The following is a 12,862-nucleotide window of genomic DNA, read 5'->3' on the forward strand; positions in this document are numbered from 1 at the left end:
ACGTTAGGATATAGTGGAATGAACAGGGAATATCATAAATGGTACAGCCCCAGGTTGCAGCGCAATATGGAGCTTTTGATCTTCGGCCATGCCGGGCGGGCGGTGCTCTTTTTCCCCACCCGTATGGCCCGGTTTTACGATTACGAAAACTGGGGTATTGTAGATGCCCTGCAGCAAAAAATAAACGGCGGCGAAATACAGCTTTTTTGCGTAGATAGCATAGATGCCGAAAGTTTTTATAACCGTTGGGCTCATCCCTCTACACGCATGGCCAGGCATTTGCAGTACGAGGAGTATTTGCTTAACGAGGTTTTGCCCCTCATGAGCCAAAAAAACAGCAGCGGATATTTCGAAACCGCGGGTTGCAGCATGGGCGCGTACCATGCGCTCAACATCGGCCTAAAATATCCGCATATTTTTAAGAAGATAGTGAGCATGAGCGGCCGGTACGATCTTACCCGGCAGATAGATAACTTCAACGATTTGTTCGATGGTTTCCACAACCCCGAGGTTTACTTTAACATGCCTGGGCAATACGTGGCCAACTTGCACGAGGAACAGCTGCTAACGGCCCTGCGCAGGCTCACCATTATATTAGCCATTGGCCAAACCGATCCTTTCCTCTACAATAACCGGGAAATAAGCCAACAACTGTGGGACAAAGGCATCTCCAATGAGTTCTACGTGTGGGATAACTACGCACACCGTCCCCGGTATTGGAAAAAGATGGTGCAGTTGTATTTGTAAATATCCAACACGGAAGACCGAGTATAGAACTATGAAGTGAAGAAAACGGCCTTTCACCGCCCTCCTACTCACTCATTTACTGCATAATCACCCGTTTAAAATACCACCCTTTAGGGTCAATAACCGGCAGCGTTTTGCTCGTGATTTTTAGCGGCGTGGCCTTGTTGGCTTTGATAGTTGTATGGACCATGCCTGTATCGGTGAGGATATCCAGGTCGAGGTCCATCGGGCTGTTTTTGATGCTGAGGGTGTAGGTATCAGGCCGTAATTTCCTCAGCTCAAAGTCCATGGTATTGGTGGTGCGCAGGTAAAAATCAAACAAAGCGTTTAAATCACGACCCGAGCCTTTGCAAAAGTACTCCTGCACATCCTGCGTGGTAAAAAAGCGGTTATAGGGGTACTTTACATCGGTAATAAACTTCTTCAGTAACGGGAAAAACACGCTGTCGCCCAGCACATGCCGCATGGTATGCATAAAGAAAGAGCCTTTGGCATACACATCGCCGGTGTACACTAAGGCCATATCCAGTTCTTCGCCCTGTACTACGGGCTTCAGGTTACGTATCCCCGCCCGCTGGCTCACCATTACCGAATCGTACGCCGTTTCGCCCATGGTTTCTTTAAAAAATAAGGCTTCCGCATAAGTGTTAATGCCCTCCTGTATCCACATATGCGCCCAATCTTTATTGGTTACCTTATTGGCCCACCACTCGTGCCCAAATTCGTGGAACAGGTTGGCTGAGTAATCGAGCCCGTTGGGATATTTATCGTATTTAAATTTATCGCCATAGGTAACCATGGTTTGGTGCTCCATACCGGGGTTGGGTACTTCGGCTATGCCAATTTTTTCGTTCACCCAAGGGTATTCGCCAAAGTATTTCTCCAGTATGCGGGTATCGCGGGCGCGAATGTCGATCACATGGCTGGCATTAGCAGTATCCTCTTCCAGCACATAAAATTGTATGGGCACGGTATGTCCATCAACCGTGGTATAGGGTCGGCTGTAAACTTTGTATTTGGCAATATTGAACACCATGCAATAGGTACTAATGGTGTAATTAGTTTTCCAATGCCAGGTGGCTTTGTTGCCGGCCACATTCTTTACGCCCTGCAGCAAACCCGGCCCGGCTACCGATAATCCTTTGGGGATGGTGATGAACATATCAATACCCTCGTTGGGTTCGTCGCTGGGGTGATCTTTACAAGGGAGGAATAGCTTTGCGCCTTGCAACTGACAGTTGATAACTACCCATGGGTTGCCTGCTTTATCGGTTGTCCAGGTGAAACCGCCCTGCCATGGCGGCCTTACGGCAACCGGCGGTTCGCCGCCATAGTTGATGCGGATGATATGCTTGCCCGCTTTATAACCCGCTTTGTTGATGATGAGCACCGAATCGCCTTTTTGCTCAAACGCAGCGTTACCCTTATCAACGGCAACTTGATGTACATTTAGCAAATGCACCAAATCGAAAAGTAAGGTATCGGTAGGTTTGCTTAGAATTAGGCTTATTTCGCAATAGCCATCGATACTTTTCTTGGGGATATCCACATCCAGCGCAATGGTATAATGGCGGATATCCATAATGGCCTGCAATGGGCGCAGCTTGCCGCCAGCGCTCATGTAAGCAATGCTGCGGTCTTGCGCCGATAAGCGGCCAACGATACAAACCATCAATAAAAAACAAAGCGTCTGGGAGAGTTTCATGGGGATACGTTTAAGGCAACAAAATAAGCATTTATAGGGAAAATCTGCCATTCCACTACCCGACTTAACAAATATCAAAAAACCAAAATGGCGCATAACTACAATGCGCCATTCTATCTTAAATATTTAATTTTTAGCTATTTACAAATTCCTCACCCAAATATTGCGGTAGCTGATAGGCTTGCTTGGGTCGCCGTGCGATTGTAGTTTTATTGGTGCCGGGCCGTGCTTGCGGTACTGCGGCGCGCCGATGTAAGGGGTATCGCCTTTTAGTTCGTAGTTGTTTTGTACCAGTAAACCGTTGTGTATCACGGTTACGCGGGCCGGGCTTTTAACAGTTCCGTCTTCGTTGAAGCGGGGGGCCGTCCACACCACGTCGTAGTAGTTCCATTCGCCGGGTTTGCGGCAAGCGTTTACCAGCGGCGGCGACTGTTTGTACATGCTGCCTGCCTGGCCATTGGTGTAGGTTTTGTTCTCGTAGTTATCCAGCACCTGCAATTCGTAGCCGCCTGCGCCCCAAGGAAGGGCTGCCAAAAATATGCCGCTATTACCACGAGCCTGCCCGCTACCTTCAATATCAGCAGGGATGCGATATTCTATATGCAACTGAAAATCAGTGAATTTACGCTTGGTACAGATATCGCCATTCTTTTTATTTACTGTAAAAAAGCCTTTATGCAGATCCCATTTCTGGGTAGCGGAAGAATCATTTACCAGTATCCATTCGTCCAGATTTTTGCCGCCGAATAATACGATGGCATCTGCCGGTGCATCGCCGGGGGCTTTGCCCGGACTAACAACAGCCGGCACTGGGGTGTAAAATTCGGTATCTTCGGGCTTGGCAGTTTGTGCATTTGCCGCGAAGCTTGCACCCGCAAGCAGTGCGGTTGCTATCAATCGGTATCTCATATACTTCATTTTATGGTGTACTTTTACTTTAAAAACCTTTAAAAATCGGAGAAAAATCGGGGTATTTCTTTGTTTTCCTTTAGTCCCCGATTATCCTCACTTATACGCTATTTTAACGACCTTATCCATGTGGCAATCTTCACAGCATCGGCGTTAGCAACCTGCGGCATCGGCGGCATCGGGGTAGAATAATCCGGCCAATGCTCGGGCTTGGGGTTCTTTATCAGAGCCACAATCTGCGCGACCGTGTAGCCTCGTTTGGCTATATCCTTAAACGCCGGGCCAACCTGCTTTGCATCCGGGTTGTGGCAGGCCGAGCAGGTGTTTTTGGCCAATAGCGGCTTCACATCATCATAAGTTAGCGCCTTAACCGGCAACGCAGCAGTTGTTTTTAACGGCTTACCATTAACCGGTGCTACCTTAACCGGGGCCGCAGGTGTTTTAGCCGAGTTTTTGGTGCTCACATCGCTCATGCTGAGTTTTGCTCCTTCGGGGATATTGTTGAGGCTATAGTAAGCAGTTGGGTGTACCAGGTTAAAGTAGTTCTCGCTATCGCGGATGCCATCTAAAGTAATGGTATGGATGTAATGCTGGCGCAGGTTACTGATCACCAGGCGCGCCTTTAAGCCATCTTCAGATACCTTAACGCCGGTAATGATGCACTTTTGATTATTCACCGGCGGGCTGCCGTAAACTGCCTGGTATTTGTAGATGTAGCTCTCTACCGAATAAGAGGCAATATCCTCCGCTACTTTCCTGTCAACAGGTTTGGTAAATTCTATCTCAAAACCATCGGGCATGGCGCGGATAGCACGCATCTCGAAAGGGGTTTTATTGTTCCATATCAAACGCTGCAGGCCCATCGTAGCCTCCCCGGCCGAACCCCAGCCCCTGTTGGTTTCGCCGGTGGCTAAAGAACCATCGGGCAACCAGGCCAAACGGACTATACCCGACTGGAAACCGCTGCGGAACGCCCAGGCAGCTCCCTGGTATTCGCCGTTTATTTTCTCGAGGAATACCCTATCTACCATACTTTGGCCTTGATCGCACACCAGCAGCTGGCCCGCAAACGGCCCGAACACGCCATCGGGTATCTTCACTATCTCGGAGTTGGAGATACCCAAAATGCCATGCGGCAGCCAAACGGCTGGCACCTGCAACTCGGGGATCTCCTTTTTAGCCTCAAATTCGGTTTTGAATTTTTCGTCGACAATGTTTAACGGCTTAAATGGCTGGCCGTTTTTGTCGAACTCAATACGTGGGTTGTTTTTGGCGAAAAACTGCTCGGAAGTCAATTTCAAAGGCGAATTTGGCAGGTTAGTCCACACCAAACTGGCCGGGTGCCCCATAAAGGCCCCTTTATTCACCGGCATAATGCTGCCCGAGCCTACCCAGTCGCCCTGGTTATCGCTGTACCAAAGCTGGCCATCGATCATACTGATACCGCATGGCGAACGGAAACCCGCAGCCCATGGGGTAACGGTACCGTTTTCGGTAATATTGAGCGCCCAGCCACGATAAGGCACCAAGCTTTTAGGGTGCCACCAATCCGGCGGGAAGCCCAGATTAAGGGTTACAAAGAAAGTGCCATCGGGTGCCAGTTTCGGCCCGAAGCTGTACTCATGGTAATTGCCCGATAATGGCCAGGCGTAAACGGTTTCGAATACATCGGCTTTGCCATCCATATTGGTATCTACCAGTTTGGTAAGCTCGCCGCGCTGTACCACGTAGAGTGCGCCATCCTTATAAGCCGCGCCCAACACCTCGTGCAGACCCGATGCAAACTTGCGGAAGAAAGGGTGCTGACTGGTAGGGTTCTCTACTATAAATATATCGCCGCGGCGGGTGGTTACAGCCAGGCTGCCATTGGGTAGCGTACATAAGCCGCCCACCTCTAATATGGTACCCTCGGGAGCGGGCACCTTCATTATCTTAAAAAAGTCGTCTTCCTTAGGTGATTCGGCCTGTGCAAAAACTTGCTGACCAAACGATAAAGCAAGCATCAACGCCCCTATAACTTTCGCAGTTCTCATCATATTAAAAACCTTTTTAACATCTCCACCTTTAATAAATCTTCCAACTTCTTTAACTTCTATTAACTTTTCCATAGCCTGTTTCTTAAAAAATGATGGAATAGGTTAATTTCTTTTGGATGGGGATAATCAGCTCCTGCATGCCACCCGATGTGCGGATTACAGGCTTATCGGTAAGGCCATCATCCAGGCGAATGTAATACTGGTCGTCCACGCTGTAGTAACCGCCTTTCAGTAGTTCAATCTTGCTGCCTTGTGCCAGGCGCATGGTTAGGGCTGCAACAGGCACTGCGATGTTCACTTCGCGGTGGAGGCCCTGTGCGCCGGATATAACTAAGCTGGCATCTGTAACCAGCGATCCATACAGCATGTATTTAAAGGTTGGGCGGCCATCGCTATCCAATACGTATCCTTTGGGTTTGTAGGCGGTGCCGTTGGTATCGGTGGGCCATGCAGCATCGGCAGTGGCCAGTTTCGCTATGCCAGGTGCCGATCTGCCAAAAAATTGTACAGAGCCTGCCGGGCGCGAGGAGCCGTCGCCCCTTTCGTGCCACATGGGGGTAGCGTCAAGAAAGCCGCCACGCCATATCTGCACAATCATGCCTTTATCGGCATCGTATGTATAATGCAATTGTTCGGTGCTGCCAACGCCAATGCCATGGGTTACACGAAAGCCGCCCGGCAAATCGCTAAAGCTGCGCAGGATAATATTTTCGGTAGCGTTGATGAGGATTGGGTCTACCGCGTCGTTAGAACTTACGTTGCCATCGCTCAGTAAATACTCGCGCACACCGGGGCCGCTTACGGTGAGGCCCAGGGCCGCTTTGGCCCAATCTACGCTTTTGGTATAATATAATTCGAAAGGCAAATCGCCGGCAGGCAAAGTTGCCGTACCTGCTCCCCTGAAACCACCTGCCGTTACAGCTGGTGCGCCGTTGATGCGCAAAGCACCCTTACCGCCGGGTACGCTCAGTTTAAAGGTGTAATCGCCAGGCTCGTAAACATGTATGGTACCAGTGTATTTCAACAGAAAGTCATTAGCCAGTTTCACCTCGTTAGAAGTAAGCATAGGCGGCACGCCTTCGGCTACGGGCTTTAATGTTTTATAATCCGGCTCGGCATCAAAGTTGCCTTTATAAACCGAATATTTCAGGTTTGATACCGTTGGGTGTAGCTTATCAAAATTGGTGTAGCTGATGTTTTTAAACGCCACTGCGCCGTGGTCGCCCTGCAACCGCAGCGGACCGGTGGCGCTTTCTTTAGCATCGAATGCGCCGCGGGTTGGGCCTGATAATTCTACATTCTCCTGTATCAGCACTCCGTTTAGCCAAACGTACAATATTTTAGCATTGGAAACTTTAACGCCCTTATCATCAAACCTGGGTGCCTGAAACGATATGCGGATGTGCTGCCACAAGCCCGGCGCACGACTGGCGTTTTGCCTTGGTGCGTGGCCCTCATAGCCTTTCATACCATCGGGTTTGGCATCGTCCCAACGTTCGTAAATACCACCGTTATCGCTCGATTTTGGATTTACTGTACCCCAGCTATCCAGCAACTGTATCTCGTAACGGCCCTGCAAGTATATGCCCGAGTTGGCACCTTTGGCCACCATGTAATCCATCTCCATATCTATGTCGCCATGTTGGAGGGTAAAGTACAGATCGTGCCCGGGGTTCTTTTCGTCTACCTTGTTTACCAGTATGCCATTACCGGGCGTTAAGGCAAATTCGTTTACCTTATCCATATCGGCATGCACGGTAGCAGCCAGCTGCCAGTTTTTCGGCGCGGCGGCAAAGGCTGATAGGTCTGTTAACGATACCTGGCTTTTTAAGGTCTGCGCATGGGCTTGTCGCAGGCCTGCCGTACCAAGGAACAGCAGGGCCATCCCAAGGGCAGTGTAAATTTTTTTATTCATCATTGTTAGCGAGGCGTTACCCTTTTGGTGGCGGATTACGCTATAATTTAGTTTTAGTTACTGAACAAATATATTCAAAAAACAATCGATTGTATATTTATTTCACATCCCTTTTTTGCCCCGAATTATCGAAAACGGTAATACTTGCGATACCATCGGTCCAGGTAATAAACCGGGCCGATTGCGACAGGAAGGAAGAGCCAAAATAAAACTCCTGTTTCTCGATGTTCCCGTCCTTATATTTAATCAATGCGTAGGCATCGTTTGCCTTAACAGCAATGGTTCGCCCGGTGGCTTTCCACTTGAATATTTTCATAAAATCGCTGTTTTGGCTGGCGGCCAACAGCACCCTACCCTTGTTATCGCGCAGTTTTACCAAAGCCTTACCGTTGCCGGGGATGTAGATACCGCTCTGCAAGATGCTCAGCGGCTTAAAGTTGCCTTTGCCATCGCCTTTCAGCATCAACCCGTTGAAGGCATCGTAACGGCCAATGGAAGCCTCTGTGCCAAAATCGTTGCCGTTCATCACCACATCCAGATTGCCATCGCCATCAAAGTCGCCGGTTTCCATGCCGTTTATGGTAGATATCTGCGCCTGAACAGGTAACGGCATCAAGGTGAACTTGCCGTTGCCATCGTTACGCAAGTAGGCCGATTTCAACATATTGGCCTTTAACCTTAATTCGCCTTTGCGCTGCTCGGGCGTAAGGATGTCATCCATGGTAGCCGTAGCGTACGATTTGTAGTTGGTGTACTTCTTTTTCATGCTGATCATCTGCTTCGTCATGTCGTCGCGGCCCTGCACCGGGAACTCTTTGCGCTCGCCATCCTTATCCAGCAGAAAAATAGACGGGATGGCGCTAAAGGCACCGCTCTTGTCGAAATCCTTGGCGCTGATGTAAACAGGGTATTTATCGCTGGCTTGCATCAGACTATTTTGCCCCACGTTGCCAACGATATAATCAATACGGCCCGTGTGGCGGAAATCGCCCGCGGCGATGGAGTTCCACCAGCCCAGTTGGCCCGCTACACCTGTGTCTTTGGTAACATTCACAAATTTGCCCTGCTGGTTCTTGAGGAAGGTTACCGGCATCCATTCGCCTGCCAACACCAAATCCGGCCAGCCATCGTTATCAAAATCGGTAAACAAAGCATCGCACACCAGGCCAATATCCTTTAGTTGCGGAGCTACTTCGGCAGTAACATCTGTGAATTTGGGGTGGCCGTCTTTACTATCATTCCGTAAGATGATACTCGATACCGGTTTTGGGTACTCCCATGGCCTCACCCTGCCCGATACAAACAGATCCAGCTTGCCATCCTTATTGTAGTCGAATGCGCGCACGCAAAGTTTGCTGGTAAAATTGGTGGGCACTGCATCTTTGGCGAGGTTAAAATCACCTTTGCCATCGTTCAGGTATAGCCTGTCCTGATACTCGGGGTCGTTAGGGCCTGCCTCGTAGCCGCCGCTGGCAACGTATAGGTCCAGCTTGCCATCGCCGTTGGCATCAAACAGCAACAGGCCTGCATCTTTAAAAATTATCGGCGGGAAAGTGGTTTCGGGCAAGAGATTGCGCTGCCTGAATTTGCCGTTGGGCAACTGAAAAATCACCTGCGCCTGGTTGTAAGAATCGCCCCCTACTACCATATCGTCTAACCCGTCGTTATCAATATCGCCAACGGCCAGCGCCGGACTATAATCTGATAACTTATGCGGCAGCAGTTTCTGCACGTTGAAATCGATAAAAGGCGTAGTGGTGTTAAAGCAATGCAGACCCACAGAATCTGTTACCTCGGTAAACAATGCATTAGTAGCAATTAAAGGTTGAGCGATAGTATAGTTACCCTTTGCATCAGCAATATTCACCACCAGCTTTTGATTAACTTTTACGTTGACCAGTTTCTGCATTTTGCCGCCGGGCCATTTGATCAGTACCGAATCGACCTTAGTAACCTTACCCAGGCCAAAGTGTGCTATATTCTCTACCGATGATAAGTAACCCCTGTAAGGCGTGTTCTCATACATCTGTTGTTTGCCCTTGTCGTAGTAGATGTTTACGATGGTGCCCAGCCCGTTGAGGTTTTGCTTGTCGCCCTTGAAGCTTACCTGCAAGTAATTTACCCTGGCCAGGTCCTTGCCTTCATCGCGCGCGGTGTTGCGGTAAACCAATGCCTCATCGTTTACGTTGTTGATTACCATATCCATTGCGCCATCGTTGTCCAAATCTGCATAAACGGCACCATTGCTAAAGGTTGGAATATCCAGGCCCCAGGCTTTGGAAACATCCTTAAAGGTAAGGTCGCCGTTGTTTTGAAATGCGTAGTTGGGTATTTTGATTTCCGGTATTTGTTTCAGCACCGTTTCCTTGGGCGCGGCTACATAAGCCTGCTGGCGGTAGATCATAAAATCCCTGTCAGATACATCCTTGGGGAAGCCGTTGGTAATGATCATATCACGGTAGCCATCGTTGTCGAAATCGGCCAGCAGCGGGGTCCAGCTCCAGTCGGTTTGTGCGATGCCGCTTAAAAATCCAATCTCACTAAAGGCAGGACTGCCTATTTTACCCTGCTGCCCCAGGCGCGGGCCCTGGTTCAATTGCAGGGTATTGCGCACGTATTGGTACTGATACCCAAAGGCATCGAAGTTTTGGTAGGTTTGGTAGCTGCTTGGGCCCAGCATCATTTTTTTGCGGTAGTTATCGGCCGGGTTCATATCCAGCTCCACTACATCGGCAAGGCCATCGTTGTTTATATCGGTTACATCCTGGCCCATGGAGTTGAGCGAGGTATGCTTGAAGTATTCTTTGGAATGATCGGTAAAGGTACCGTCGTGATTGTTGATGTACAGGAGGTTATTGGAGATAAAATCGTCCGACACGTAGATATCCTTCCAGCCATCGCCGTTAAAATCTACCGTTGAAGCACCGTGGCCAAAGCCGCTGATGGTAACGCCGGCTTTATCGGTAACATCGGTAAAAACGGGGTGTTTAAGTTTGCTGTCCCAATCGTTGCGGAAAAGCCTGCCGGTAATTATGTGCGGGCCACGGTTAATAGCCGGGCCAAAAACATTAGGGTTGTAAGTTGAGCTTGCATTGTTTACAGTGAGGTACATGTCCAGGTCGCCGTCGTTATCGTAATCGAAAAAACTGGCCATGGTTGATTGGGTACCTACCTGCAAATTATATGCTGCGGCCAAATCTTTAAAATGAGGTACGCCATCTTTATCGGCACCCTGGTTTATGTACAGCAGGTTATAACGCTGGGTAGAATCGGCTTTAATGGTATTGCAAACGTAGATATCCATCAGGCCGTCGTTATTGATATCTACTACGGCAACGCCACGGCTCCAGCGGCCTGCGCCGTTAACGCCGGCAGCATCGGTAATATCCTTAAATTTAAAATCGCCCTTGTTGAGGTACAGCTTACTGGAAACCATATTGCCGGTAAAGTACAGATCCTGCAGGCCATCGTTGTTAAAATCGCCCACGCCTACCCCGCCGCCATTGTAAATATTTACCACATCGAGCGGGTTGATAGAATCGTTCTCGGTAATGGTGTTCTTGAATTCGATACCGGAATGTGAAGAACTAATTTGTTCGAACTGGGTATTAGCTTTTTTGCCACAGGCAAACAGGCAGCACAGGGCAAGGAAGAAAAAGATACTTCGAAGGATTCTCATACAGCACAATAAGTTTACCGGTTCAACACGGCATAAAACGGAATTTGCCTTTAAAAATAGGTTAAAAAAACTGCTAAATCAGCAAAAAAGAGGCTTCCCCTTTTCAGGAAAAGCCTCTTTTGCAATACCGGCTTTATTTATTGGTAAGCCGGGTTTTGGGTTAGGTTCGGGTTTAAACCGATAGCCTGTTGCGGTATAGGCAATATATCGCGTCCTTCAGGCAAAGTAGTGATATAAACACCATGTGGCTTACCATCGGCAGTTGGGCCATATGGATAAGGCTGCGGTGTAGAAGTACTGTTGGTACCGTAAGCAGCTTTGATGAAAGCCGAAGCAACACCCGGACCAGCGCGGCGCAAATCGTAGAATACCGAGTATTCTGCAGTAAGCTCATGCCTGTACTCGCTCAATACCATCTGTAATGGATCGGTAATAGGCGCAGCAGCGGTACCATCGTATTTTAAGCCGTCCTGCATTACTGCCGGTGCGGTGCCGCCAAATGCGCGGTCCCTAACCAGTTTCAAATCGGCCATACCGCCGGCTACATCACCGGTACGTATTTTACATTCTGCACGGCTAAGCAATACTTCGGCGTAACGCATCAGTATCTGGTTTTGCGAACCAAATATTACCTGTGCGCCGGTACTGCCTGTTAATTGCGGATCTCTCCATTTTTTAGCGTTGTAGTAGCCGGAACGTAACTGATCTGACACACCGTACCATGGTTTGGTTAGTGTACCAACTGTATTGATGATGGTTCCGTCATCTGCTTTATAGCGATCGTTACCGCTAGAAAAGCCTGCGGTTACGTTAGGGTAACCTTTTATGCCACCCCATTTTGCAATAATGCCCGGGCTTTTTATTTCGTCGCCAGGACCTGCAACGGTTGCTTCTCTGCGTTTATCGCCTGCCTGATATGAGTACCAAAGACCCGGGTTTGCGTAATCGTAACCAAAACCCGATATTTCTTCTGGCCAGCTAAAGTCGTCTATCCAGGCAACTTCGCCGCCATTTTGCCAACCGCCATCCCAGCTTTGTGAGCCGGATACTTCAAATTGGATTTCGAATATCGATTCATCGTTGTTCTGATGATCGAATTCGTGTACATCCATAAAGGTTGGCAACAAATGGTAGTTATTGGTTAGTTCGGTATTGTTGAAAGCGGCTAATGCTGCAGTGTAGTCTTTCAACCACATTTGCGCAGCGCCTTCGTATGCATAAGCTGCTCCTTTTGTAGCACGGCCCAAATCAGCGGCAGGTAACACAGATTTAGATACCAACAGCGTTTCTGCCTTCTTCATATCGGCCACAACCTGTTTAAACACATCGTCCTGTGAGCTACGCGGGGTTAAGCCGTCTGTAACGGAGTTCAGTTCCAACGGTACACCACCAAATGAGCCTGCAAGGTAATAGTAAGTCATGCCGCGCAAAAAGTAAGCTTCGCCGGTTAACCTATCTGCAAGGGCCGAAGTAACGATGCCTTTTTCCTTGGCATTCGCGATGATGCCGAATGCCGCATTGGCACGGGCAATGCTGATGTAGGCGTTGTTCCAAAGGGTAGAAAGCGCACCAAAGCTAGAGTTGATCTGGTAGTTGTTCCAGGCCACATCGGCTCCGTAGTTATAAAAATCGTGCGTTTGGAAGTTAGCATAGTACCATATTGCTTTTTTAAGCAAGTCGCTGTTTTGGTAACCATCGTAGATACCGTTTACCAACGCTACTACGTCTCCTGATTTCTGGAAGGTAGCTTCTGCGGTAGACTTGAACCTGTTGGTTTGCGACAAAAAGTCCTTCTTACAAGCCAGTGGCATCATTAACGCCGCAGACAATGCTAAGAGGGTGAAGTTTTTCTTGTTAATTTTCATATCGTT

The 12,862-nt window shown here is 48.8% G+C and carries 7 protein-coding genes; 1 reads left to right on the forward strand and 6 read right to left on the reverse strand.

What is annotated here, in order from left to right:
- The first annotated feature begins 18 nt into the window (after window positions 1–18).
- Complete coding sequence (locus tag E2R66_RS07430; protein ID WP_192901952.1) at window positions 19–747, forward strand: esterase family protein; 729 nt, start codon at window positions 19–21, stop codon at window positions 745–747.
- Between the two features lie 76 nt (window positions 748–823).
- Here E2R66_RS07430 and E2R66_RS07435 read toward each other — a convergent pair whose 3' ends face one another.
- The 6 genes from E2R66_RS07435 to E2R66_RS07460 form a co-directional block, all read right to left on the reverse strand.
- Window positions 824–2,452: a M1 family metallopeptidase gene (locus tag E2R66_RS07435; protein WP_158288352.1), complete on the reverse strand. Its 1,629-nt coding sequence runs from the start codon at window positions 2,450–2,452 to the stop codon at window positions 824–826.
- Between the two features lie 141 nt (window positions 2,453–2,593).
- On the reverse strand, window positions 2,594–3,361 hold the full coding sequence (locus tag E2R66_RS07440) for a 3-keto-disaccharide hydrolase (RefSeq protein ID WP_133228216.1): 768 nt from the start codon (window positions 3,359–3,361) through the stop codon (window positions 2,594–2,596).
- A 107-nt stretch (window positions 3,362–3,468) separates the two neighbouring features.
- Window positions 3,469–5,469: a c-type cytochrome gene (locus E2R66_RS07445; protein WP_240049251.1), complete on the reverse strand. Its 2,001-nt coding sequence runs from the start codon at window positions 5,467–5,469 to the stop codon at window positions 3,469–3,471.
- Window positions 5,470–5,479: 10 nt separating this feature from the next.
- Window positions 5,480–7,315, reverse strand: a complete 1,836-nt coding sequence (locus E2R66_RS07450; RefSeq protein ID WP_240049252.1) for a 3-keto-disaccharide hydrolase — start codon at window positions 7,313–7,315, stop codon at window positions 5,480–5,482.
- 94 nt (window positions 7,316–7,409) lie between these two features.
- Window positions 7,410–10,991: a VCBS repeat-containing protein gene (locus E2R66_RS07455; RefSeq protein WP_133228214.1), complete on the reverse strand. Its 3,582-nt coding sequence runs from the start codon at window positions 10,989–10,991 to the stop codon at window positions 7,410–7,412.
- Between the two features lie 137 nt (window positions 10,992–11,128).
- The gene (locus E2R66_RS07460) at window positions 11,129–12,856 is read right to left on the reverse strand and encodes a RagB/SusD family nutrient uptake outer membrane protein (protein WP_133228212.1); all 1,728 of its coding nucleotides are present in this window, start codon (window positions 12,854–12,856) and stop codon (window positions 11,129–11,131) included.
- Window positions 12,857–12,862 lie beyond the last annotated feature (6 nt).

Origin of the sequence: Mucilaginibacter psychrotolerans (assembly GCF_004519315.1) — a bacterium.
In the GTDB taxonomy this organism is placed as follows: Bacteria; Bacteroidota; Bacteroidia; order Sphingobacteriales; family Sphingobacteriaceae; genus Mucilaginibacter; species Mucilaginibacter psychrotolerans.

Coding starts and splice junctions, on each gene's coding strand:
- E2R66_RS07435 (WP_158288352.1), bottom strand. CDS start 2,452: ATGAAACTCTCCCAGACGCTTTGTTTTTTATTGATGGTTTGTATCGTT.
- E2R66_RS07440 (WP_133228216.1), bottom strand. CDS start 3,361: ATGAGATACCGATTGATAGCAACCGCACTGCTTGCGGGTGCAAGCTTC.
- E2R66_RS07430 (WP_192901952.1), top strand. CDS start 19: ATGAACAGGGAATATCATAAATGGTACAGCCCCAGGTTGCAGCGCAAT.
- E2R66_RS07455 (WP_133228214.1), bottom strand. CDS start 10,991: ATGAGAATCCTTCGAAGTATCTTTTTCTTCCTTGCCCTGTGCTGCCTG.
- E2R66_RS07460 (WP_133228212.1), bottom strand. CDS start 12,856: ATGAAAATTAACAAGAAAAACTTCACCCTCTTAGCATTGTCTGCGGCG.
- E2R66_RS07445 (WP_240049251.1), bottom strand. CDS start 5,469: ATGGAAAAGTTAATAGAAGTTAAAGAAGTTGGAAGATTTATTAAAGGT.
- E2R66_RS07450 (WP_240049252.1), bottom strand. CDS start 7,315: ATGATGAATAAAAAAATTTACACTGCCCTTGGGATGGCCCTGCTGTTC.